Raw genomic sequence first — 22,831 nt, 5'->3', positions numbered from 1 at the left:
AAATTTTACAATTCGAATTCTCCTGTGTCATTTTCAGTGTCAGTTGAATCGACTACTTTTTTAGCAACATAACAATCTACTTTAATAGAAAGATTAGCAGGTCGCTCAAATGGAGATTTCGAAACTTTTAAATCTGGATCATCATAGCAAAGTTTCATAAAGTAACCCCAAATAGGTAATGCTGCAGTAGCTCCTTGTCCGTAAGTAATACTTTTAAAACGTGCAGAACGATCTTCGCAACCAACCCAAACACCCGTTACAAGATTTGGAACCATCCCCATAAACCAACCATCAGATTGATTTTGTGTAGTTCCAGTTTTTCCTGCAATCGGATTCTTGAAGTTATACGGATAACCTGTCCAGCGATTAGAACCATTTCCACCGCCCGTAGTTCGCAAACGATCTCCAGAACCACCTTCGGTAACTCCTTCTAACAATTTGATTACTGCGTAAGCGATATCTTTATTTAATACATCGTGGGATTCTGGTATTGGCTCATAAATAATTACACCACTTTTATCTTCAATTCGTGATATAAATTGTGGTTTCATATAAACACCTTGATTTGCAAATGTGCTGTAGGCAGCTACCATGTCCTCAACAGTAATTTCAACGGCACCTAAGGCAATTGATGGTTGCAAAGGAATTTCAGATTTCACGCCTAATTTATGAGTTAAATCTACAACAGCTTTTGGACCTACTTTATCCATTAACTTGGCAGATACTGTATTTATTGAACTAGCTAAACCTCTTTTTAAGGTAACCATTCCGCGGTATTTATTATCTGAATTTTTTGGCTCCCAATCCGCTGTTACATTATGGCGACCTTTTCTAATCATAAAAGGTCCATCAATAATAGAATCACAAGGAGACATATTCAATTGTTCAATAGCAGTCGCATATACAAATGGTTTAAAAGTCGAACCTACCTGTCTCGCTCCTTGCCCTACGTGATCGTACTGAAAATACTTGTAATTAATTCCTCCAACCCACGCTTTAATATTTCCAGTTTGTGGCTCCATAGCCATTAAACCAGATTGAAGAAAGTGTTTGTAATAACGGATTGAATCCATAGGAGTCATGATTGTATCTCTTTCTCCTTTCCAAGAAAAAACAGTCATTTTAGTCTTTTCACTAAACGATTTTATAATTTCTTCCTCACTTTTATCCATTGATTTCATTACAGACCAACGGTTCGATGATTTCATAGCTTGGTTCAATATTTTTTGAGTTTCAACAGCTGAAATATTAACAAAAGGAGCATTTTTATTGCCTTTTGACTGATTAAAAAATTCTTGCTGAAGATTTGCCATATGCGCCGTAACTGCTTTTTCAGCATGTGACTGCATTCTTGAATCGATCGTTGTATAAATCTTTAAACCGTCTTTGTAAATATCGTAGTTAGACCCGTCCGACTTTTTGTTTTCTTCTACCCATTTTTTCATGTAATCGCGAAGATATTCTCTAAAGTAAGTAGCAGTACCGTCTTTGTGAGTTTCTAATTTGAAATTCAATTTGATTGGTAAACTCTGTAATTGCACTTTTTGATCTTCAGTAATAATATCACCTTTTTCCATTTGTGACAACACTACATTTCTACGATTTTTAACTCCTTGAGGATTACGAATTGGATTGTATAATCCAGAGTTTTTAAACATTCCCACTAAAATAGCAGATTCGTCTATTGTCAAATCTCTTGGCTCTTTTGAAAAATAAGTTTTTGCTGCAGAGCTTACTCCAACAGAGTTATTTCCAAAATCATATACGTTGCAGTACATCGCAATGATTTCATTTTTAGTATATTGTCTTTCTAAACGAATTGCAATAATCCATTCTTTCATTTTTTGAACGATTCTAAAAGGTAAAAATTTAGACCCTTCACCATGAAATAATTGTTTCGCTAATTGTTGCGTTAAAGTACTTGCGCCACCGCTTGTTCCTAAACTCGAAATAGCTCTTAAAGTTCCTCTCGCATCAATCCCTGAGTGATCATAAAAACGAGCATCTTCAGTAGCAATTAAAGCTTGAACTAAGTTTTTAGGTAAGTCAGAATATTTTAATTGCGATCTATTCTTTTGGAAATACTTACCAATAACTACTCCATCTGCTGAAATAATTTCAGTTGCTAGGTTAGAATCAGGATTCTCTAAGTCTTCAAATGAAGGCATTGATCCAAAGATTCCCCAGGATGCGAATAAGAAAAACAAACCTACACTTCCTAAACCAATGAAGAATATTTTCCAAAACTTCCTCTGATAAGAAGTAATGTCTTTGCCAGTGCCTTTCGTCTGTTTATTGTTTTTTTTGATAGCCATAATACTATATTATTCTTTTTTTTCTATTCTAAAACCAACTTCAGTAATTCCGTCTAAGTCTTGTACACCAGGCACTTTGCCATTCTCTCTAACAGCTTGTTTGATATGCACTTTGTATTTCTTGCGAAATCGTACATTTTCTTTATAAAACAATTTACTTTCTTTAATATCAGTAAAGCCATCGCCTAACATTGTGCCATCAGGATCAGCCATCTGATATTCTAAAGTATCTACTTTTGTGAATCCATTAGGCATTTCTAATGCTACAATTAAAAACAAGTTATTGAATTTGTAATCATTATTTGCTCTTAAATTTACAAATAAATTATATCGTTTTGTCGAATCTAGCTCTGGTAAATTGAAAGTTATAATACTGTCTTTATGCCACGCATTTCCAACAGTTTTATACTCATCAAAAACTCTTTTTTTATCACAAGAAGAAAAGAGAATCACAACCAATAGAACTAAAGCGCTATTTTTTATCCACATTTTTGGTAATAATTATAGGTTTTCTAGGCTCCGCAGGTTTTTTATCTACAGGCGCTTGACGATTAGTATCTGCCGGTTTACTGTTTTTAATGATTTTATTATCTTTTGCCGGTTTGCTGCCGTTGGCAACAATCGCATTTTCTCCAACAGTTTTACGTTTCTTATTTGGTTTTTTCTTTGCTTTAGGTTGGTCAAAACGAGTTAGACTCTCTTGTCCCATTGCATTATTAAAGTTTTTCTCTACCTCAACTACAATTTCAATTGCAAAATCTTCAAGTGAAGAAACCTTATTTTTTAATTTATTTTCTGCTACAATTTCTTTTACCTGATCAATTTTTAAAACATGCCAGTTAGCGAAGTTATTAGTGTAAGCAAACCACATTAATCCTTTAAAAATATCTTGTTTTTGGCAAATTGCATCTCCTTTTTCAGTAACTAATTTAGTTTCAAAATCTGGAAAATCTTTCAACGCATCCATATAAGTGTCTAGCTCGTAGTTTAGACAACATTTTAATTTACCACATTGTCCCGCTAATTTTTGCGGATTTAAAGATAGTTGTTGGTAACGCGCTGCAGAAGTGTTTACGCTTCTAAAATCAGTTAACCATGTAGAACAACATAACTCTCTTCCACATGAACCAATCCCGCCTAAGCGAGCTGCTTCTTGGCGAAAGCCAACTTGTTTCATTTCAATTCGAGTACTGAATTCTTTTGCGAAGTCTTTAATTAAAGCACGAAAGTCAATTCTGTCATTTGCAGTGTAGTAGAAAGTCGCTTTCGAACCATCTCCTTGAAATTCGATGTCTGAAATTTTCATTTCTAATTTTTGAGCAATCGCTAATTCACGTGCTCTCACTTTCATTGGTTCTTCTCTATCACGAGCAACTGACCAAATATCAATATCTTTTTGAGATGCTTTTCTATAGATTTTAGGTACTTCATTACTTAAATGATTTACCCCTTTTTTCTTCATTTGGATTTTAACTAATTCTCCTGTCAACGTGACAATTCCTATATCGTGACCGGGAGAAGCAACCGTTGCAACTATATCTCCAATGCTTAATGTTAACTTTTCAGTATTGCGATAAAATTCTTTTCTACCATTTTTAAAACGAACTTCGACACAGTCGAAAGGAGCGTCTCCATTAGGTAAACTCATATTTGAAAGCCAATCGAAAACAGTCAGTTTATTGCAGCTATCGGTGCCGCAAGTCCCATTATTTTTACAACCCTTAGGTGCGCCACCATCAGAAGTTGAACAACTTGTACATGCCATAATTTTATATATAGTGTTGTGACTGGCACAACTTAAGTTCTTAAAACGATTAAGTCGTAAAGATAGTATTTTTTAATTTTATGTTACAACGATTGAAATTGCAGGAAACTGATAAAATTTTACTAAAAAAAACCCATTACGATTACTATCATAATGGGTTAGTTTTTAATCTATTTTACTGAATTAGCATTTTTAAAACGCCATTTTTTTTAATAAATAACTTCTAAATTTTTACTGTGAAGCAGTAGAATTCCTTTACTATTTGTCCCACCAAACTGGTGTAATCATAGATTTAAAATTTGTACTATAAACAGCTGAATTAGTACTTTTTTCAGAATTTGGATATACAAATCTTCTAATCCAATTACCACCATTGTTAGGATCTGTATTTTTTGGTAGTTTTAAACCAACAAAAACATTTGGTGAAAAATTATATCTTCTGTAATCTGTGAACGTTTCAGGATTTAGATATAATGCGATAAATTTCTGTCTCATGATGTCTTTTAATGCTAGAGCAGCTGCGCCTTTAGCAATTGATGCGTCAGCAACGTAAGCTGTTTTCAAAGCAGGTGCAACTCCTAACTTATCCATGTTAGCATTAATTCCAGCAAGATAAGCAGTATTTGCTGCTGCATTTGCACCAGTGCTAGTTGCAGTTCCTCCTGCTATAATGAAATTAGCTTCTGCTTCAATAAATTTCGCTTCAGCAAATGACATAATCACTAATGGTGAATTCGCTTTTGAGTAAAAGAAATCAATTCCTATTTTAGCATTAGCTCCTGGTTGTCCAGGAACGTTTGCACCAGTTCCATTTTCAATTCCATTGTAATTAGTAACTACCATTGGATCTGGATTTGTAGTTTGTGAAGCTGGATTCGGATATTTTCTAATGTCAACAATTGCTAATAATCTTGGATCCATCGTTACTGTGCTAAAAGGAAATGATTTTCCATTCATAGCATTTATCAATTGATTCGAAATTAAAAATGAAATGTTACCAGTGTTTAATCCTAACTGATTTGCGTACCAAGGATTTGTATTTACAGTATTGTAAACTAATTGAAAATCGTCAGCATTAGACGTGAACCCTTTTGATAAACTTTCCAATGCTTTAGTAGCAGCTGTTCCAGCGTTTATTTTAGATAAGTGTAACTGATATCTCGCTTTAAAAGTATACGCAGCCTTAATCCATTTGTTAACGTCTCCGCCATAAATTAAATCTTCTTTACCAGGTTTATTAATTATTGAAGTGTTAGGAGCCGATAATTTTGCGATTGCATCTGTAAATAATCCATCAATAGCCGCATACACAGATTCTTGAGAATCATATTTTGGATACGTAATTGTACCCCCTTGAGAAGCTTCAGTATAAGGAATATCACCGTATAAATCAGTTGCTAAACCTATATTAATTGCTTTCAAAATTTGTGCAATTCCTAAGTAATGAGAAGAATTTGTTGCGATTGCTTTGTCTTCTACCACTTTTATATTAGATAAAGCTTTTACATAAGTGGTGAACCAATATGAATCTAAGCCACTGAAATAATGCTTGTCAATATCTTGATTTGAAAGTGCTGATGAAATATGTTGGCTTACTTGAGCAACACTTACTGAAGCAGAATATTGAGCGTCAATGGTGTTTTGAATGGCAGGACTTAATACATCTTTTAATGCTGTTGAATTAGTGTCTATCGCATCAGGAGGTGTATTTACATCAAAATAACTATCGCTGCAACTTGTCACCAAGCTGGTCGTAACAAAAAGTGCTACTATTTTTAAAATATTTTTCATACTGTTATTTTTAATAAATTAAAATCCAAAATTAACACCAAAAGAGTACGATTGTGTTAATGGAACGTTTAAACCTGTGAATCCATATACATTACTTCCTGAGCTAAACTGACTTCCTTCAGGATCAAAACCTCTAAATGGTGTCCATAGCAAGAAGTTACTTCCGCTTACTGTAAATGAAGCAGTAGCAATGTTTAATTTACGAAGCAATTCTGAAGGTAAATTATACGATAAAGACACATTTCTTAATTTCAACCAAGAAGCATCTTGGACTAAAATTTCAGAAGCTCTGTTGTAGTTTTCATTACGGTAGTAACTGTTAGCATCTATTATTGCAGGAATGTCGTTTGTAACATAACCTCCAGAACCATTAGATTTAACACCGTCAAGCACTTTTGTGATGTTTCTCTCCTCAGTGATCTTAAGAACACCATTACGTAACCCGTTTCTTTGTCCTGAATCAAAAGCGCTTCCACCTTCTTTATATTCGAATAAGAAAGACAAATTAAAGTTTTTATAAGTGAACGTATTATTTAATGTAGCAACCCAGTCAGGAAATGCATTAGCCACTTTTGAATATTCGAAATCACCTTTAGCTGTTTTTTTCAAAACAGGTAATCCGTTTGAGCCAATTAGTCTTTGGCCATCAACTTCCGTCCAAGTATATCCATATAAAGATCCTGCTGCATCACCTACTTTAACTTGAGAAATTACACCTTGAAAACTGTCCATAAAAACAACATTTTCAAATGGTAAAGAAGTTACTTCAGTGTCATAAGCTGTAAAGTTAGCAGTAGCAGTCCATTTTAAATCGTTAGTTTTTAATATGTCTCCTGCAAGTGTTAACTCATGACCTTTTGTTTTTAAGGAACCTGCATTACTCCAAATACTTGTTAATCCTGAAATTTGTGAAACTGGAACTGCAATAATTTGGTCATCACTTTTTCTATCAAAATAAGTGTACTCTAATCGTATACGGTTATTGTAAAACTTTAAATCAGTACCTACTTCAAGAGTGGTAACGATCTCTGGTCTAATATTAGGGTCTGAAGCAATTGAACCAACAGAAATTCCACCAACACCATTGAACGGAGTTTCTGGTCTACTGTACCTTCCAATTCCGTAAGGAGGAATTTTTCCAACTTGTGCCCATGAAGCTCTTATTTTTCCTAATGATAAAACATTTCTATCTTTATCAATTAAGTCATTAAATACAAAGGCAGCATTTGTAGAGTAATAATCAAAAGATCGATTTGCTTTAGGTAAAGTTGAAACTTCATCTCTTCTTGCAGTAGCTCCTAAATAGATAATTTCTTTGAAATCAGCTTTTGCTTCACCAAAGTACCCAATGTTTCTTTGAACTTGTTCTCCTGTATTCGTTACAAATTTGTTTGTAGTATTTGAAATGTTGTCGAATCCTGAGATTAATAAACCTTCACCTCTTTGATTGCCATAGGTGTTTCTAGTGTCAGAAATTTGTTGTCCGATCAAAAGATTAGTGCTAATGTCACCAAATTTTTTAGTCGCTGTAAATACTAAGTTTGAGTTCAGACCTTTGAAATTAATAGTTTCATTTGTTATGAATCCTTTTACACCAGTCCCAACATCTAAATCGTCTGGAACATATCTATTTCTCAACTCCGAATAATTATCAATACTTGCTCTATAAACAACATTAAACCAAGAATTCGCTTGCCAGTTTAAGTCGGCACCAGCAATCCAACGATCTACATTGTCATTTAAATTGCTGATTTCAGCAAAATATCTTGGATTATCGATAGTTCCTTTGGTCCAGTTTCTTTGTTTTCCATCAACAGTCAAATAGTTGTTGATGTCAATAGATGGAGACCAGTAAGCCATAGAACTCATGATCGATTTATCACCAGTATTAGCTCTAGTTCCGCCAGAATTAGCATACGTTACAGAAGTTCCCAGTTTTAAATTTTCTAATAATTTATAACCTCCATTAAATTTTAAAGTTTTTCTGTCGTAGCTTGTGTTTGGAACCGTTCCTTCATCTTTACTTGTAGATGCAGAAAGATAATAATTGATTTTTTCGTTTCCACCGCTTACACTTACGTTTAAAGTGTGATTAACTCCAGTTTTGAAAAAATCTTTATAAAAATCTCTAAAGCGAATGCTTGAATCATCAGCAGAAGAATATTTTGGTCCATTCGATTGAAATCCTGATGTAAATCCAGGGTAGTACGAAACTCCTCCAGGAACACTGTCGTCATTATTGCTTAAAACTCTAGGTACTAAAGTACGTGGGAAGGGAGAAGCTCCATTTCCTGCAGTTGTACCTTCTCTCCACGTTGATTGTAGTTCTGGATATTTGTTTACTTCACTAAACGAAACACTCGAAGAAACGTTAACTTTTGTTTTTCCTTCTTTTCCTTTTTTTGTAGTGATAATAATTACACCGTTACCAGCCAATATACCATATAAAGCCGTGGCTCCTGCACCTTTTAGAATCGAATAAGACTCGATGTCATTTGGATTGATATCTACTGAACGATTTGAAAAAGCAAATTGCTCACTACTTCCAGCAGAATTAGAACCAATTGAAGGATTAATATTTCCTGTGAAAGTTGAATTGTTTACAGGATTACCATCAATAATGATTAACGGCTGATTGTTGCTTCCTGCACTTAAAGAAGAAACTCCTCTAATTAAAATATCAACTCCAGCACCTGCAGCACCAGAAGTTTTATTTACCGTAAGTCCAGAAATACTTCCTTGTAAACTTTCTAAAGCATTCACTTGGCCTGGTCTTTCAATATCTGCGGCTTTGATTGTTTGATTCGCAAATCCTAAAGATTTAGTTTTACTTTGAACACTAAAAGCGGTAATTACAACCTCGTCTAGTTTGTTTTCTGAGCTTTCCTTAAGGCTAATATTTAATGTGTTTCCTGTGACAGTTGCTTCTTGATTGGCGAAGCCAATGTATGAAACCACTAAAACGTTTCCTTTTGAAGCTTTAATTTGAAAATTTCCATCTAGATCTGTAGACACAACAGATTTAGTTCCTTTAATTGCGATGTTTGCTCCGGGTAATCCAATACCAAGATTGTCTGAAACTTTACCTTTAATAATACCTTCTTGGGCATACGTTATAAAAAACCCAAAAAAGAATAGTAAAAGAAGTAAGCTCTTTTTTTTCATATTGTTAAATTTTCTTAATTTAAAGTAAAACTAACATAAAATTTAACATAACATTGGTGAAATTTGTTAATTGTTTCAAAATCTCACGCTGTTTTTATTGATACAATTTGTATTTGACAAGCTTTGACGACTAATTTACAGCTTTCTAAAATCATCTAATTCACTGATTTTGAGAAGTAAGAAGTTTTTGGATCTAATGAATTTTTCAAAACCGATTTTCCATGATTTTATACAATTAAAAGTGAATTCATTTTAAAAGAATAATTTAAAACTTACATGTTAAAACATATTCAACATGCATAATTGTATTTTGCCACTAGGCGAAGTTCCTAATGACAGGAACAAGTTCGATTTTAGCATGAGTTTTAATATTTGTGCAAAAAAAACCTCTGTCAAAGTTTTGAACTTTGACAGAGGTAATGAGTAAGTTTGTTTAAAAACTAGTCTAAAACTTTATATAATTTATCAGATAAACGAATTCTAAAAGGCAATTTGAAAGTGCAAGTGTCTCCCGAAGTAGCAATTGTAGCATCAATATCATTCACGAACATTTCTTCAATAATGATTTGCTGTTCTCCAGTTGTAGCTCCTTTTATTAAAAGAGTATCACCAATTTTAATTTCTCCTTCTTCAATTAGAAATTGTGCAACGCTTGGTTTTGGAAAAAAGTGAGTTCCTTTTCCAATGTATTGTTTTTTAATTTTTATTTCTTTCTTTAAAACAGTAGCGACTCTTCGAGCTGTTTTTGTTTCGGCCAATTCCGTAAGATTTGGAACTGCAGCTAATGGATCTTGATTGTTCTTAAATGTCAGCACATCTGATTTTCCTTTTTTGAAAATCATATTGCCGTTTTTAATTCCTCTTCTTACTGCTTTTTGCTCTTCTTCTGGCAAGTGAATTACCTCTACACATGCTGATGAACAACAGCCTTCCATAGCACTCGCACATTCTTCACATTGAATGAAAAGCAAATGACAACCTTCGTTAGCACAATTCGTATGTACATCACAAGGCTTTCCGCATTGATGGCATTGTGATACGATATCGTCTGTGATTCTTTCGCCCAATCGGTGATCGAATACAAAGTTTTTTCCAATGAATTTACTCTCTAAACCTTGCTCTTTTACTTGACGGGTGTATTCAATAATTCCACCTTCGAGTTGGTAAACATTTTCAAAACCTTTGTGTTTGAAGTAGGCACTGGCTTTCTCGCAACGAATTCCTCCGGTACAATACATCAACAGTTTTTTATCTTGTTTGTGCTCCGCTAATTGCTCTTCGATAATAGGCAAACTTTCACGAAAAGTGTCCACATCTGGTTTTATGGCTTTTGTAAAATGACCGATTTCGCTCTCGTAATGATTACGCATATCGACCACAATAGTATTGGGATCTTCTAATAAATCATTGAATTCCTTCGCTTTTAAATGTATTCCAATGTTGGTTACATCAAAAGTTTCATCCACTAAACCATCGGCAACAATCTTGTCACGGACTTTTACGGTTAGTTTCAAAAAGGAGTGATCATCATGTTCTACGGCAATATTCAAACGGATTCCTTTCATGAAATCATAAACTTCTATGGTGTCTTTAAACGTATAGAAATTATCAGCAGGAAGCGAAAGTTGGGCATTTATCCCTTCATGAGCTACATAAATCCTGCCCAGAACTGCTAAGGGATTCCACGCTAGAAATAAATCATTACGAAATTGTGTTGGATTTTGAATTTGCGCATAAGCATAGAAAGACAAAGTAAGTCTTTGTTTTCCGGCATCATCGATCATGATGGCTCTTTCTTCTGCGCTTAAGGTGTTGTACAGTTGCATGCTATAAACAGTTTAAGTGTGAAAAATTATTTTTGCAAAAGTAGATAAATTAAACTCAAAGTTCACTAATGGTTTCAATTTCTTGGAGCTTTTTCCAGCTTTCCGCTATATCTCTTGTTTTCGCTAGCGCTACAACAAGAGGATGCCGCTTCAATCTGGGCTAGGGTAGTTGTAGTTAAAGAATAGTTTCCGCTTATTTTGTCATTCTGAGGAACGAAGAATCTTTGTAAATTGCTTAACTAACTATGATTCTTCCTTCGTCAGAATGACAATTTTGAGTAAAAAAAATGGAAGTATCTGAGTGTTCTATTGACAATAATACGAATTAATTTGATAGAAAAAAGACCAATATATTGATAGTAAGATTGGTGTAATTCTAAATCATCCAAATTCGCGGCATTTGTGCAATTCGTGTCTAATATAAAATGTCAGTACTACTACAAATCTAAAATAGTAATAGTTGCGCCATCTAAATCTGAAGTAATATACAATTGGCAACTTAACCGAGTGGATTCGTCTTCGTAACCCATTTTTGATAAAGTAGCGGGTTCGTTACGATCCTTTATAATAGAGTTTCCAGTTATTCCTTCCGCAGTAATAATACAAGTGGCACATCTGCCTACGCCACCACATTCACCAAAACCTTCTAAACCCAATTTATCTCGCAACAAAAACATCAAGTTAGGATAACTTCCTTGTTGTGTTTCGATTAGCTCAGAATAGTCATTATCTATTACGGTAAATTGTATTGGTTTTTGGGTCAAAATATAAAGTGTTTATAAAACAAAACCGCAGATTAGCAGATTTAAAAAGTAATCAGCTAATCTGCGGTAAATAATTATTTATTGTGCCTAAGCAAAAATCTTAGCAATACTCGTTGAAAGCATCTTTCAAGTTTTCTGCAATCATTTCAGCTGGACGACCTTCAATGTGGTGACGCTCTAACATGTGAACTAATTCACCGTTTTTGAACAATGCCATAGCGGGTGAAGATGGAGGAAAAGGAAACATATGTTGTCTCGCTGCATCAACTGCATCTTTATCAACTCCTGCAAAAACAGTAATTAAATGGTCTGGTTTTTTAGCACCATCTAAACTCATTTTAGCTCCTGGACGAGCGTTTCTTGCTGCACATCCACAAACTGAATTCACTACTACTAGAGTTGTTCCTTCTGCTTTTATTGCAGTATCTACTGCCTCAGCACTATGTAAATCTTGAAAACCTGCCGACGTTAATTCCGCTTGCATTGGCATTACCATTTCTTCTGGATACATATCGTTGTATTTTAAATATTAATTTTATCAAGCAAAGTTACGAAGTTTAAAAAGAACTCCATTATTTGTATTATAAAGTTTTGTTATTGTTTGATAGACATGACTTTATTACTGAAATAAGTGTCTGCACGAACGAACTAAAGCATTAATAAAAGGCATTTTAGGACATTTCCAAATCACTTGAAGATCTTCAGCAAAAGTGGTTTCTTCATCTAGAAATTTAAAAATTAAAGCGGGACTTCCTTTTCTAAAAAGAGAGGAGAATAAAGACGCTCCTAATTCGTTTTTGCGATCTAAAATATCCAAAAGCAGCAAGTCATAAAACCAGAACTTAGTCGTTTTGTGGAATTTAGTGAAATCTGTTTCTTTTTGTAAAAAAGCGACTAATTGAGTTGATTTTTTATCAGAGCTTTTAAAAGTGTAACCTGTACTGGCTTTAGTCCATCCGCCGGCTGTTCCTATATTCAGTACTTTTTCAGTATTCTTTTTCCAAAAAGGATAACAACTCATTGGTATACTTCCTTGTTCTTTTTCGACTATCTCGTAGTCTGTTATTCCAAGTTTTTCAATGTACTTGATGATCTCATTTTCGTATTCTTCTTTTGGTAATAATTGAGCAGAAAACAGCGTGTATTCTAGCAAAGCTTCGGTAGACGAAGTTGGTAAAACATACATAAAGCGAGTGTTTCCTCTTTGCTCCACAGAGAAATCCATAAAAGTGGCTTGATCTGGAGTGAAAACAGGATCTTTTGATTTTATAAACCAACCAATAAAATGTTGCTGCAAAAGTGGATAATTAGTTTGATTTTCCACTTCAGATTTTCGATAAATACTATTAATTACTTTGCCACAAGTAAAGTTTTCTGAAGGTGTTGCAACAAAAATATGATTTTCTAGCTCGTTGATATCGGTGACTTTTTCATTCAAAAAAGTAATATTAGTTTGTTTCGAAATCAGGTCGAACACTTGATTGTAAAAATCTAAGCCTTTTACCATATTGTAACGATATGGCTTTAAATCAAGATCCCGACTAAAATCAGCATTGGCAAACAAAGCCGAATCCCACTTTTTAGAAATAGAATTTTCCCATTTGGATTCTTTTTGCTCCCAAAAACACCAGGTTCTGTCATTGGTCTTTTTGGTATTTTCATCGATTAACAGAATGGATTGATTGGAAAATTTTCCGGATTCAATCATTTTATAAATCGTCATCAAAGCAGCTAAACCTGTACCAGTAAAAACGTAATCGTAATGTTTCATAATAATTGGAGCATAATCATCTCCAAAAATAGGCAATTATTTCAGTTTGTCAAGGATAAGCAGTAAGGCTTTCGCCGAAAGAAAGGAAGCTTGTTGTAATATAATGGAGTTATCATAATCTAATATTGTCAAGCTAGGATAAATCACCTGATTGTCTATTGTCGCTAATGCTGTCGCTAATTCATGAACTCCAGTATTTGTTCCGTTCGGTTGGAATTGAAAAGTATGATTATTGAAAACGATGTCTTGTTTTGTTTCTGCATCAAATGAAATGAAATAGAAATGTTCGTTTAGCGTTGCTACAATTTTTGAGTTTTTGAACGTAGCATTTTCCATCATTTTGCAATATTTACACCAATTTGTATGCGTAAATACAACTATAGGTTTTGGATTTACCTTTGATAACTGTTCTGCTTGCTCAAAAGTGTTTAAGTTCAATTGGGCAAAACCCGAAGGAATTGCCCAAAGAAACAATACAAATATGTAAATTGCTTTTTTCATTATTTCAAAGTGTATCGTAATCCTAGAAAAGTTCTAATTCCTTGGTTTGGGCCATAAACATAATTTGGATCAAATGTTAATGCGTATGGATTATCAGCCGTGGCTTGTGCATTTCCATTAGCATCATATTGTACATTTTTGTCAAAAGGATCATTTGCCCTTGCGATAATAAAGGGATTTCCTTTATTTGGCGTCCAATTTAAAAGATTTTTAACACCCGTATAAATTTCGATTTTCTTGAACTTATTAAAAGTAAACTGAATATTTTGGATGCTCCAAGTTGGTGAGTAATCTTTTCTCGGATCTAAAGGACCTAAAGTTGGTAAACGCATTGGCCCATAAATATTTCCAGTATAATCTAAATCTAAAAATAGTTTATTGATTCGATAGGAAATCGCCCAAGTTCCTGAGAACTGTTCTGTTAAGATTTGCTTAGTAATAATGTTGTTTTCTGTCTTGGAAACATCCATAAAAGTAGCTCCCAAAATCATTTTCAAACCATTTGTGAAAACGAAGTCAACATTAGAGCTTATTCCTTTAGTAACTGCGTGACCATCTAGATTTTTATAAATAATTTGGTTAGGATTTGTGTCATAATCAGGAATAATAGAATTACTGAATCGAGTGTACCAAGCGGTTGTTTCGATTCCTATGAAAGTTCCATTTTGAGCGTATAGTTTTTTCAAATAGTTCAAGTTAACATTAAACGAGCGTTCTGGCTTTAATTCTTCAAGAACAATTACATCACGAGAACCGGTTAAAGCAGCATGTTCTTCAGTAAATAGATTTACAATTCTAAAACCAGTTCCCGTATTGAAACGTAGAATATTATTGTCGTTCAGCTTCCATTTATAAGCTAATCTGGGAGTAAAAATAGAGCCGTGGTTGCGGTTGTAATCGTAACGAGCGCCTAGAAGTACTTTATGATTTTCATTAAAAGCAACTTCGTCTTGAACAAATAAACTTGGAATCCAGTTGATGTCTTCCTTCACGGTTGCAGTCGTATTATCATCGTAATATTGATAGCGCAAAGCTGTTCCAAAAAGTAAATCGTGATTGTTTAATTTTTTGTCCCAAGTCAGTTGCCCAAAACCAATGCGCTGTTTCGCTAAATACGGAATATCTCCATAAACCGAATTTTGATCGTGATCCGTATAGGAAAAAGAGAATAACATTTTTTCAGCGATAGGCAATTCATAAGCGCCTAACAACTCCCAACGCTTTGTATAAATGCTCTCGCCATAGACTTCGTTTCCACCACGGTATTTTTTCTCCCACTGCATTTCGCCACCCCAGCGATCTTCGTAAAAATAACGACCTGCTAATGAGAATTGCTTGTTATTTTTTCGATTAAAATTCCATTTCTGGAAAACAGAGATTCGATCTTGTAGGGTTAAGTCAGTAAAATTATCGTTGTTGTTGTCTATTGGATTACTGTAGTTAAAGTAATTAATTCCAGTTAACATCGAGATGTCTTCAGTCACATTTGCTTTAAATCCTAAGTCAACGTTGAGTTCGCCCCAATCCGTTAAAAATGAATCAGCTGAAAAAACGGGAGCGTTTTTAGGATTCTTAGTGATGATATTTATTAAACCGCCCACCGCTTCACTTCCATACAAAGAAGAAGCGGGACCTTTCACAATTTCGATGCGTTCTAATAAAGAATTAGGAATTCCAGAAAGTCCGTACACCGTTGAAAGTCCGCTCACGATAGGCATTCCATCAATCAAAACCAAAGTATAAGGGCCTTCAAGACCATTGATGTGAATGTCTCCAGTGTTACAAACATTACAGTTCAGTTGCGGACGGACACCATTCACGTTTTGCAAGGCTTCAAAAATGTTTGCAGTTGGATTTTTCTTAAAGAAAATAGGTTTGTAAACTTCAACAGGAACAGGGCTTTCTAAACGCGATACAGCTTTTAAAGTTCCAGTGATTACCACTTCATCTAAAGTATTATTTTCCTGAAGTTCAAAATTCAAGTAGACATCAGTACTATCGCTAACCGTGAAATTACGTGACTTTGGTCTAAAACCAGTATAGGAAACTTGGATTTCATAGGTTCCTTTTGAAATGTTTTTAATGTTAAATTTCCCTTCGGAGTCGCTGACAGTTGATTTTTTCAAGGTTTTAATGATAACATTTGCTAATGGCAATGGCATTCCGTCAGCAGAAACGCTTCCTTTTAGTGTAGTTTGACTAGTCATCATGATGGTGAATAGTATGCAAAAAAGCAGTAATAGATTTTTCAATGTTTGATTTTTAGTTATGGATATATTTATAATTTAGGCAAATCTAAAAATAATATTGTATAAAACAAAAAAACATATTTATATTTGCAGTAAATAGTTATGAATGGGTAAATCATTAGAGGAAGTTCACGGATCAGTTTCGACGCAAAATAAAAAATCAGTTTTTAGAAAAATTCTTGCTTTTTTTGGTCCTGCATACCTGATTAGCGTTGGCTATATGGATCCTGGAAATTGGGCAACTGATATTGCCGGAGGAAGCCAGTTTGGTTATGCTTTACTATGGGTTTTACTGATGAGTAATATAATGGCGTTGCTGTTGCAAAGTTTTAGTGCTCGTTTAGGAATTGTAACCCAACTCGATTTAGCGCAAGCTAGTAGAGCGACTTATTCTAAATTTGTAAATTACATTTTATACTTTCTTGCCGAAATCGCTATCGCTGCATGTGATCTTGCTGAGGTTTTAGGAATGGCTATTGGTATCAATTTATTATTTGATATTCCTTTAATGGAAGGTGTTATTATTACGGTTTTGGATACGTTTTTATTACTGTTTCTAATCAATAAAGGAATCCGGAAGATGGAAGCCTTTATCATTGTTTTGGTATTAATTATTGGAGTTTCATTTGTATTTGAAATGTTCTTTGCACAGCCAGAATTAGATAAAGTTTTGTATGGATTAATTCCTTCGATGCCAAATGAAGCTGCGTTGTATATTGCTATTGGAATTATTGGTGCAACCGTAATGCCGCACAATTTATACTTACATTCCTCATTGGTGCAAACCAGAAAATTTGACCGAACTCCAAAAGGAATTAAGCAAGCTATTAAATACAATTTTATTGATTCAACAATTGCTTTGAATTTGGCGTTTTTTGTAAATGCCGCTATTTTAATTTTGGCAGCAGCCACATTTTATAAAAGCGGAATGCACGAAGTGGCTGAAATTCAAGATGCGCATAAGTTTTTAGCACCGCTGTTAGGAACTAAATGGGCACCTATATTATTTGCGGTTGCATTGATTGCTGCAGGACAAAGTTCAACAGTTACAGGAACATTAGCGGGCCAAATTATAATGGAAGGCTATCTGAATTTAAGGATTCAGCCTTGGGTTCGTAGAATAATTACGCGATTAATTGCGATTGTTCCTGCTGTTATCGTGATTAGTATTTTTGGTGATGGAGTGACTGGAAAATTACTGATTTTTAGTCAAGTGATTTTAAGCTTACAGTTGGGTTTTGCAATTATTCCGCTAATTCATTTTGTCAGCGATAAAACAAAAATGAAGGGATTTCACATTAGTAAAATCACTCAAATTGCGGGCTGGTCTGTTGCGTTAATAATCGTTTCACTAAATATAAAATTGGTTTATGACGAAATAAATGGATGGTTAGAAAATTCGGAGAGTCCAATTATTCTTTGGTTGACAGTTGTTCCTTTGGCCTTGGCATTTTTAGTATTGCTTTTGTATATCATTTTCAAACCTTTTGTTTCTAAATCAAAAATTGATATCCAAAATCATTCACCTCATAATCTAAAATTAAAATTTGAGGAATCGAGCACATTGACGCATAAAAATATTGCAGTAACAGTAGATTTTTCTGATTCAGACGAAGTGGCTTTAAATAGTGCTTTTGAATTAGGAGGAAAGTCGGCAGAATATACTTTAATACATATCGTAGAAACGGTAGGAGCAATGGTGTACGGTGAAAAAGTAGATGATCATGAAACATTAATTGACGAAAAATTATTAAATGAATATAAAGAAATGTTGACAGCAAGAGGATTTACGGTTAGTACAAAACTAGGTTTTGGAGATCCAGCCAAAACAATTCCAACAATCATTAACAAAGAAAATTTTGATATTTTAGTTATGGGAACACACGGCCACACAGGATTTAAAGATTTAATCTTCGGAACTACAGTTGATAAACTGAGACATAAAATTTCTATTCCGTTACTAATCGTCAAAAATTAATATTTTCTTGGAGCTATTTCCAGCTATCCGTTACAATCTGTGATTGCTTCGTTCCTCGCAATGACAGGATTTCCACTGCTATCTGGGCTAAAAAAATATAAAAATCAGAAATCGTTAATCAAAAATCAGAAATTACATGACTTATTCAGAAGAGAATTATCTTAAAACTATATATCACTTAAACGCAGTTTCAGATGGTGCAGTTAGTACAAATGCAATTGCTGAAAAAATGGAAACTAAAGCGTCATCAGTTACTGATATGCTAAAAAAATTAGCAGAGAAAGATTTAATCAATTATATAAAATATCAAGGCGTTTCCTTAACTGAACAAGGACTGTTAGCAGCAAAGATGATTGTTAGAAAACACCGTCTCTGGGAATGCTTTTTAGTTGAAAAACTAGATTTTTCTTGGGATGAGGTTCATGATGTCGCCGAGCAATTAGAACATATAAAATCGGAGAAATTGATTAATAAGTTAGATGATTTTCTTGGAAATCCTACTGAAGATCCACACGGAGATCCTATTCCCGATGCAAATGGAAGAATTGTAAAAGTGGAAAAAAGACTTCTTTCTGAATTAGAAAAAAATGAATCAGGAATTTGCGTGGGAGTAAAAGACACTTCTTCTGAATTTTTGAAATATTTGGACAAGCAAGAAATTGCTTTGGGTTCACATGTTCAAATTATAGAGAAGGAAAGTTTTGATTCCTCTTACAGAATAAAAGTTGGAACGAAAGAAATTATGATTTCAAATAAAATAGCTAGTAACATTTACATTCAATAAATATGTTTCAATCCATTATCGATTATTTTACCAGTATTGACCCGATTTTAGCAGCTTTGTACGCGAGTTTATTTACTTGGTTTTTAACAGCGCTTGGTGCTTCTTTCGTGTTTATGTTTAAAACTATGAACCGAACAGTTCTTGACGGAATGCTTGGTTTTACGGGTGGAGTAATGGTCGCTGCCAGTTTTTGGAGTTTATTGGCTCCAGCCATAGAAATGACAGGAGGCGAAGGTTTCTCGAAAGTGATGCCCGCTGCTATTGGGTTTTTCCTAGGTGCTTTGTTCATTTTTGGAATCGATAAAGTATTGCCGCATCTTCATATTAATTTTAAAGTTAGTGAAGGAATTAAGTCTCCTTGGCAACGAACCACATTGTTAGTCTCTGCAATTACATTGCATAATATTCCCGAAGGTTTAGCGGTAGGTGTTTTATTTGGTGGTGTAGCTGCTGGAATTCCAGAAGCTTCTATTGCTGGTGCAGTAACATTAGCGATTGGAATTGGAATCCAGAATTTTCCAGAAGGAATTGCTGTTGCGATGCCTTTAAGAAGAATGGGAATGAGCAGATGGAAAAGTTTTATGTACGGTCAATCTTCAGCAATTGTTGAACCTATCGCAGCCGTTTTAGGAGCTTTTGCCGTTACTTTTTTCACACCTATTTTACCTTATGCTTTAGCTTTTGCGGCAGGTGCAATGATTTTTGTAGTAGTTGAAGAAGTTATTCCAGAAACACAACAAGATAAAAATACTGATATTGCTACAATGGGTTTCATTGGTGGTTTTATTATTATGATGGTTTTAGATGTCGCTTTAGGGTGATTTTTTTAATTACTTTTGAAAGTAAGAAAATCGTACATTTATCTCAAAATCAAAAAGCTGACAATGAAAAAAGTAGTGACATTTCTGTTTATAGTATTTAGCTCCATCGCTATTTCGCAAAATAATCCGGCAGGAAAGCAAAAATTCAGTAAGGTAAAACAAAACAGTTGTATAAAAGGAGACGGCTATAAGTTACTATTGAAAGAAGTACTGACAGATTCCCGTTGTCCCGAAAGTGTAACTTGTGTTTGGGCAGGTGAAGTTACTATTATAATATCCGTTTATAAAAATTCAGAATTTATTGAAGATAAAAAGCTAGTTTTTACTACGAATACTTATGAAGGAAACTTGAAGTGGATTGCTACGTATTTAAATGAAAGTGACAGAGTAATTAATAGTTTAACAATTAGTCCGTATCCAAATGTAAGAAAGGTTATAAAGCCAGAGGATTATTATTTGAAAATAGGGTATACACAATACAATTAACCGCAACTTCCGCAACCGCTTCCGCAGTCTTTATCCGATTTTTTACCTTTAAAAAAGAATTTCTTAATTAGAAAAGCAATAGCTATTCCAAGTACGACGAAGGCTATTATTTCTTGATACATAATATATTATTTTAAGATTTGGTAGGCTATCAATGCCACTATATAAGCAAAGCCAGACATCAATACCAATTGGCCTAAAGGCCATTTCCAAGAGTTGGTTTCTTTTTTAGTGATCGCTAACGTTCCAGCACATTGCATTGCAAAAGCATAAAACAATAGTAAAGATATTCCAGAAGCAAAATTAAAGATTTTCTCTCCCGTGGCTGGATTGACTTCGGCAGCCATTCTGTTTTTTATTGTCACTTCATTATCACTTCCGCCTACACTATAAATTGTGGCTAATGTTCCCACAAACACTTCTCTTGCGGCAAATGAACTTATAATTGCAATTCCTATTTTCCAGTCGTAACCAAGAGGAGAAATAGCAGGTTCGATGGTTTTACCCATAATTCCTATATAAGAGTTCTCTAATTTTTGAGAAGCTACTGCATTTTCAAAATCTTGATCATTTAAAGGATCATTAATATGGCTTTCAGTTATAATTTGTTCCGCGTTATTGAAACTTTTTCCTGGACCATAAGAAGCTAAAAACCACAACACAATTGATATTGCAAGAATGATTTTACCTGCTCCAAAAACGAATGCCTTTGTTTTCTCAATTACATTAATTCCTACGTTCTTGAATAATGGTAATTTGTAATTTGGCATTTCAACCACAAAATAAGTTTTTCCTTTTATTTTAAGAATCTTGTTCAAAATGTAAGCCGAGAAAATAGCAGTTCCGAAACCTAGAAGATACAAAAGCATTAAAGTGATTCCCTGCATATTCAAGAAACCAAAAAGATGTGTATCTGGAATAACCAACCCAATGATAATCGCATAAACAGGAAGCCTAGCTGAACAGGTTGTGAACGGAGTTACTAAAATAGTAATCAATCTTTCTTTCCAGTTTTCAATATTTCGAGTAGCCATAATAGCGGGAATGGCACAAGCCGTTCCTGAAATAAGTGGAACAACACTTTTCCCTGACAAACCAAATTTTCTCATGATTTTGTCCATCAAGAAAACTACTCGGCTCATATAACCACTTTCTTCTAGAATGGATATGAACATAAATAAGAACGCAATTTGCGGTATGAATATTAAAATCCCTCCAATTCCCGGAATGATTCCTTGCGAAATTAAATTAGTCAAAACTCCTGCAGGTAATTCAGCGGCCGTGTATGCACTTAAGGAGGCAAAACTAGCGTCAATATAATCCATTGGTATTGTTGACCATTCGAAAATAGATTGGAAAATAACAAACAAAATCAAAAAGAAGATTACATATCCCCAAACTTTGTGCGTTAATACACGATCTAATTTACTTCTGTAATCTTTTGCAATTGACGTGTCAATTTTCAAACCTTCTTTCAAAACATCATTAATGAATTGGTAGCGTTTGATGGTTTCTTTTTGCTGTAAACGTTTTAAATCAGAATGTGATTTAGTGAAAGAACTGCGTATTTCATTTCGATCTAAATTTAGGAAATTTACGTCTTGCGTAATAACTAACCACAATTTATATAATAACTGATTTGGAAATGCTTTGCGCAAACTATCAAAATAATCTTGATCTATTACTGAAGAATTTAAACAAGGTTCTGTAGAAATCGTTCTGTAAGTAATAATCATTTCTTTCAACTCTTGAATACCAAAACCTTTTCTAGAACTGATTAGTGCAATCTTAGTTTTTAGATGTTCTTCAAGATAGGGAATGTCTAAAGAGATTCCTTTAAATTTCATTCGATCAGCCATATTGATGACTAAAATCGTCGGAATCTCTAAATCTTTAATTTGTGTAAAAAGAAGCAGATTTCGTTTTAAATTTTCAACATCGGTAACCACTAATGCTACGTCAGGATATAATTTATCATTTTTATTAAGCAACAATTCAATAACAACATTCTCGTCAATTGAACTTGCATTTAAGCTGTACGTTCCTGGTAAATCAAGAATATTTGCTTTTATATTTGTAGGCAGTTTACAAAAACCAATCTTTTTTTCAACAGTAATTCCAGGATAATTCCCTACCTGCTGATTTAAACCTGTTAATTGATTGAAAACGGATGTTTTACCCACATTTGGATTACCAATGAGGGCAATATTGATGTTTTGCTTGCTTACCATAAGTTGAGTTTTATGATATCAACTTCAATTTCTTTAGCGGTTTCAATTCTGATGGCCACATGTGAACCATTGATATTTAAAAATAAAGGATCACCAAAAGGAGCAATCTGAAGTAATTCAACTGTATTGCCAGGCAAACATCCCATCTCCAATAATTTTAAAGGAACGACATCGATGTCAAAGTCTTTTATGATGGCTTGTTCGCCTTTTTTGAGAGAATGTATCGTGGTATGCAAAGCTTATTTAGATTGAATTAATATTGCAAAAATACACATTTTAATATAAAGGCAAATGATAAATATCACATTTAAATGCCAATTCTAGATAAATCAATAAATGGTCTTGTGTTTATGTAGGAGAATTGCTTTAGAGCAGCAATGATAT

General features: G+C 34.0%; 18 protein-coding genes. 4 read left to right on the top strand and 14 right to left on the bottom strand.

Features of this window, described 5'->3' with window-relative positions; all coding sequences use genetic code 11:
- Nucleotides 1-5 precede the first annotated feature (5 nt).
- From BC961_RS04445 to BC961_RS04395, 11 genes are all read right to left on the bottom strand, one after another.
- Nucleotides 6-2,315: a penicillin-binding protein 1A gene (locus BC961_RS04445; RefSeq protein ID WP_121924658.1), complete on the bottom strand. Its 2,310-nt coding sequence runs from the start codon at nt 2,313-2,315 to the stop codon at nt 6-8.
- A gap of 9 nt (nt 2,316-2,324) precedes the next feature.
- Nucleotides 2,325-2,804, bottom strand: a complete 480-nt coding sequence (locus BC961_RS04440) for a gliding motility lipoprotein GldH (RefSeq protein WP_121924657.1) — start codon at nt 2,802-2,804, stop codon at nt 2,325-2,327.
- Nucleotides 2,788-4,080, bottom strand: coding sequence for a PSP1 domain-containing protein (locus BC961_RS04435; RefSeq protein ID WP_121924656.1), 1,293 nt, complete (start codon nt 4,078-4,080; stop codon nt 2,788-2,790). Before BC961_RS04435 ends, BC961_RS04440 begins: the two co-directional genes overlap by 17 nt.
- Before the next feature lie 258 nt (nt 4,081-4,338).
- Nucleotides 4,339-5,871 (bottom strand): SusD/RagB family nutrient-binding outer membrane lipoprotein, encoded by a 1,533-nt coding sequence (locus BC961_RS04430; protein ID WP_121924655.1) that lies wholly within the window; start codon nt 5,869-5,871, stop codon nt 4,339-4,341.
- An 18-nt stretch (nt 5,872-5,889) separates the two neighbouring features.
- Entirely contained in the window at nt 5,890-9,036 is a 3,147-nt protein-coding gene (locus BC961_RS04425) for a SusC/RagA family TonB-linked outer membrane protein (protein ID WP_121924654.1), read from the bottom strand.
- Nucleotides 9,037-9,476: 440 nt separating this feature from the next.
- Nucleotides 9,477-10,862 carry an oxygen-dependent tRNA uridine(34) hydroxylase TrhO gene (gene trhO, locus BC961_RS04420; RefSeq protein ID WP_121924653.1) on the bottom strand — a complete coding sequence of 462 codons (1,386 nt, stop codon included), beginning with the start codon at nt 10,860-10,862 and terminating at the stop codon, nt 9,477-9,479.
- 437 nt (nt 10,863-11,299) lie between these two features.
- Nucleotides 11,300-11,626 (bottom strand): 2Fe-2S iron-sulfur cluster-binding family protein, encoded by a 327-nt coding sequence (locus BC961_RS04415; RefSeq protein ID WP_121924652.1) that lies wholly within the window; start codon nt 11,624-11,626, stop codon nt 11,300-11,302.
- 100 nt (nt 11,627-11,726) lie between these two features.
- Complete coding sequence (locus BC961_RS04410) at nt 11,727-12,137, bottom strand: BrxA/BrxB family bacilliredoxin (RefSeq protein WP_121924651.1); 411 nt, start codon at nt 12,135-12,137, stop codon at nt 11,727-11,729.
- 108 nt (nt 12,138-12,245) lie between these two features.
- Entirely contained in the window at nt 12,246-13,397 is a 1,152-nt protein-coding gene (locus BC961_RS04405; RefSeq protein ID WP_121925091.1) for a lycopene cyclase family protein, read from the bottom strand.
- Nucleotides 13,398-13,433: 36 nt separating this feature from the next.
- Entirely contained in the window at nt 13,434-13,898 is a 465-nt protein-coding gene (locus BC961_RS04400) for a thioredoxin family protein (protein ID WP_121924650.1), read from the bottom strand.
- Nucleotides 13,898-16,150 (bottom strand): TonB-dependent receptor, encoded by a 2,253-nt coding sequence (locus tag BC961_RS04395; protein ID WP_394345435.1) that lies wholly within the window; start codon nt 16,148-16,150, stop codon nt 13,898-13,900. The genes BC961_RS04400 and BC961_RS04395 overlap by 1 nt, the downstream gene beginning before the upstream one ends.
- A gap of 103 nt (nt 16,151-16,253) precedes the next feature.
- Here BC961_RS04395 and BC961_RS04390 point away from each other — a divergent pair, with 103 nt between their 5' ends.
- The 4 genes from BC961_RS04390 to BC961_RS04375 all read left to right on the top strand — a co-directional run bounded on the left by BC961_RS04390 (nt 16,254) and on the right by BC961_RS04375 (nt 20,216).
- Complete coding sequence (locus tag BC961_RS04390; RefSeq protein ID WP_121924648.1) at nt 16,254-18,125, top strand: Nramp family divalent metal transporter; 1,872 nt, start codon at nt 16,254-16,256, stop codon at nt 18,123-18,125.
- Between the two features lie 136 nt (nt 18,126-18,261).
- Nucleotides 18,262-18,909: a metal-dependent transcriptional regulator gene (locus BC961_RS04385; protein ID WP_121924647.1), complete on the top strand. Its 648-nt coding sequence runs from the start codon at nt 18,262-18,264 to the stop codon at nt 18,907-18,909.
- Nucleotides 18,910-18,911: 2 nt separating this feature from the next.
- Nucleotides 18,912-19,730, top strand: a complete 819-nt coding sequence (locus BC961_RS04380) for a ZIP family metal transporter (protein ID WP_121924646.1) — start codon at nt 18,912-18,914, stop codon at nt 19,728-19,730.
- A gap of 63 nt (nt 19,731-19,793) precedes the next feature.
- Nucleotides 19,794-20,216, top strand: a complete 423-nt coding sequence (locus BC961_RS04375) for a hypothetical protein (RefSeq protein ID WP_121924645.1) — start codon at nt 19,794-19,796, stop codon at nt 20,214-20,216.
- Here BC961_RS04375 and BC961_RS04370 read toward each other — a convergent pair.
- From BC961_RS04370 to BC961_RS04360, 3 genes are read right to left on the bottom strand one after another with little or no spacing between them, the layout of a single operon-like run.
- Nucleotides 20,213-20,338 carry a FeoB-associated Cys-rich membrane protein gene (locus tag BC961_RS04370; protein ID WP_121924644.1) on the bottom strand — a complete coding sequence of 42 codons (126 nt, stop codon included), beginning with the start codon at nt 20,336-20,338 and terminating at the stop codon, nt 20,213-20,215. The two genes, BC961_RS04375 and BC961_RS04370, sit on opposite strands and share 4 nt — an antisense overlap.
- Before the next feature lie 6 nt (nt 20,339-20,344).
- Nucleotides 20,345-22,447 (bottom strand): ferrous iron transport protein B, encoded by a 2,103-nt coding sequence (gene feoB, locus BC961_RS04365; protein WP_121924643.1) that lies wholly within the window; start codon nt 22,445-22,447, stop codon nt 20,345-20,347.
- Nucleotides 22,441-22,683 carry a FeoA family protein gene (locus BC961_RS04360; protein WP_121924642.1) on the bottom strand — a complete coding sequence of 81 codons (243 nt, stop codon included), beginning with the start codon at nt 22,681-22,683 and terminating at the stop codon, nt 22,441-22,443. The genes feoB and BC961_RS04360 overlap by 7 nt, the downstream gene beginning before the upstream one ends.
- Nucleotides 22,684-22,831: the final 148 nt, after the last annotated feature.

The organism is Flavobacterium weaverense, assembly GCF_003688495.1.
GTDB lineage: Bacteria > Bacteroidota > Bacteroidia > Flavobacteriales > Flavobacteriaceae > Flavobacterium > Flavobacterium weaverense.
This window is presented reverse-complemented; position numbering and strand designations above follow the sequence as displayed.

Bases quoted from the DNA above. Each gene is read 5' to 3' on its own strand.
- BC961_RS04445 (WP_121924658.1), bottom strand. From the start codon at position 2,315: ATGGCTATCAAAAAAAACAATAAACAGACGAAAGGCACTGGCAAAGAC.
- BC961_RS04440 (WP_121924657.1), bottom strand. From the start codon at position 2,804: ATGTGGATAAAAAATAGCGCTTTAGTTCTATTGGTTGTGATTCTCTTT.
- BC961_RS04435 (WP_121924656.1), bottom strand. From the start codon at position 4,080: ATGGCATGTACAAGTTGTTCAACTTCTGATGGTGGCGCACCTAAGGGT.
- BC961_RS04430 (WP_121924655.1), bottom strand. From the start codon at position 5,871: ATGAAAAATATTTTAAAAATAGTAGCACTTTTTGTTACGACCAGCTTG.
- BC961_RS04425 (WP_121924654.1), bottom strand. From the start codon at position 9,036: ATGAAAAAAAAGAGCTTACTTCTTTTACTATTCTTTTTTGGGTTTTTT.
- trhO (WP_121924653.1), bottom strand. From the start codon at position 10,862: ATGCAACTGTACAACACCTTAAGCGCAGAAGAAAGAGCCATCATGATC.
- BC961_RS04410 (WP_121924651.1), bottom strand. From the start codon at position 12,137: ATGTATCCAGAAGAAATGGTAATGCCAATGCAAGCGGAATTAACGTCG.
- BC961_RS04405 (WP_121925091.1), bottom strand. From the start codon at position 13,397: ATGAAACATTACGATTACGTTTTTACTGGTACAGGTTTAGCTGCTTTG.
- BC961_RS04400 (WP_121924650.1), bottom strand. From the start codon at position 13,898: ATGAAAAAAGCAATTTACATATTTGTATTGTTTCTTTGGGCAATTCCT.
- BC961_RS04390 (WP_121924648.1), top strand. From the start codon at position 16,254: ATGGGTAAATCATTAGAGGAAGTTCACGGATCAGTTTCGACGCAAAAT.
- BC961_RS04385 (WP_121924647.1), top strand. From the start codon at position 18,262: ATGACTTATTCAGAAGAGAATTATCTTAAAACTATATATCACTTAAAC.
- BC961_RS04380 (WP_121924646.1), top strand. From the start codon at position 18,912: ATGTTTCAATCCATTATCGATTATTTTACCAGTATTGACCCGATTTTA.
- BC961_RS04375 (WP_121924645.1), top strand. From the start codon at position 19,794: ATGAAAAAAGTAGTGACATTTCTGTTTATAGTATTTAGCTCCATCGCT.
- BC961_RS04370 (WP_121924644.1), bottom strand. From the start codon at position 20,338: ATGTATCAAGAAATAATAGCCTTCGTCGTACTTGGAATAGCTATTGCT.
- feoB (WP_121924643.1), bottom strand. From the start codon at position 22,447: ATGGTAAGCAAGCAAAACATCAATATTGCCCTCATTGGTAATCCAAAT.